The sequence below is a fragment of the Shigella sp. FC1661 genome, assembly GCF_001712525.1.
Taxonomy (GTDB): Bacteria; Pseudomonadota; Gammaproteobacteria; order Enterobacterales; family Enterobacteriaceae; genus Escherichia; species Escherichia coli.
The window spans coordinates 1-1,347 of sequence record NZ_MDGW01000339.1 but is presented as its reverse complement, the minus strand read 5'-3'; the positions used below and the strand labels follow the sequence as shown (position 1 = coordinate 1,347).

Sequence of the window (1,347 nt, the reverse complement as noted above, 5' to 3'; positions counted from 1 at the left end):
ACAGGTAAAGCCCTGTTTATGGCGCTCAGGAGCCAGCGCCCACCTGCCGGGCTAATCCACCACTCTGATCGAGGTTCACAGTACTGCGCATACGATTACCGGGTCATACAGGAGCAGTCTGGTCTGAAAACATCAATGTCGCGTAAAGGTCACTGTTACGACAACGCTCCGATGGAAAGCTTCTGGGGAACGCTGAAAAATGAGAGCCTGAGCCACTATCGTTTTAATAACCGGGATGAAGCCATCTCAGTAATACGGGAATACATTGAGATTTTCTACAATCGTCAGCGTCGTCACTCTCGTCTGGGGAATATCTCCCCGGCAGCCTTCAGGGAAAAATATCATCAGATGGCTGCTTAAAAAAAGAACAAATGGTAGTGTCCGCTATTGCCAGTACACCTCAGTTTACTGGTGGGCTACATCGCCTGGCTGGCGACCGCTTACCGGATGAGCTTTTCCCGCGAAATCAATCTGGGCCTGGCGCAACATGAGTTCGAATTGTTCTGTCAGCCTTTGCTTAATGCGCGCAGCCAGCAATGTATTGGTGTAGAGATTTTGCTGCGCTGGAACAATCCGCGTCAGGGCCGGATTTCACCGGATGTGTTTATTCCTATCGCGGAAGAACATCATTTAATTGTGCCACTGACCCGCTATGTGATGGCAGAAACCATTCGTCAGCGCCATGTTTTCCCGATGAGTAGTCAGTTTCATGTTGGCATTAACGTCGCACCCAGCCATTTTCGCCGTGGTGTGCTGATAAAAGATCTCAATCAGTACTGGTTTAGCGCTCACCCGATTCAGCAACTGATCCTCGAAATCACCGAACGCGATGCCTTACTGGATGTTGATTATCGGATTGCCCGCGAGCTACATCGTAAAAACGTCAAACTGGCGATTGATGACTTCGGCACCGGCAACAGTTCATTTTCCTGGCTTGAAACATTACGTCCTGACGTGCTGAAAATTGATAAGTCATTTACCGCAGCTATAGGTTCTGACGCGGTTAACTCGACGGTGACCGATATCATCATCGCGCTGGGGCAAAGACTGAATATTGAACTGGTGGCGGAGGGCGTGGAAACGCAAGAACAGGCGAAGTATTTGCGCCGTCATGGCGTGCATATTTTGCAAGGGTATTTGTACGCACAGCCGATGCCGCTACGTGATTTTCCCAAATGGCTGGCGGGCAGCCAACCGCCGCCCGCCCGGCATAATGGACATATCACGCCCATTATGCCGTTACGTTAACGCTGATATGACTTTCCGTGTCAAACCGGAATCTCTAATTTTGACGATTTTCTTTTTAGGTTTAATTCCCTGAGGGCGACGTAGCAGTAAATCCGACGG

General features: G+C 49.9%; 1 protein-coding gene and 1 pseudogene. Both read left to right on the top strand.

The genetic code is table 11. The features are described from left to right. The coding region (locus BFF42_RS17500) for an integrase core domain-containing protein (protein ID WP_146753229.1) at positions 1-360 on the top strand (360 nt) is incomplete at its 5' end. A 27-nt stretch (positions 361-387) separates the two neighbouring features. Continuing rightward, positions 388-1,248 (top strand): annotated as a pseudogene (locus BFF42_RS17495) (EAL domain-containing protein); the annotation flags it as partial. Between the last annotated feature and the right edge of the window lie 99 nt (positions 1,249-1,347).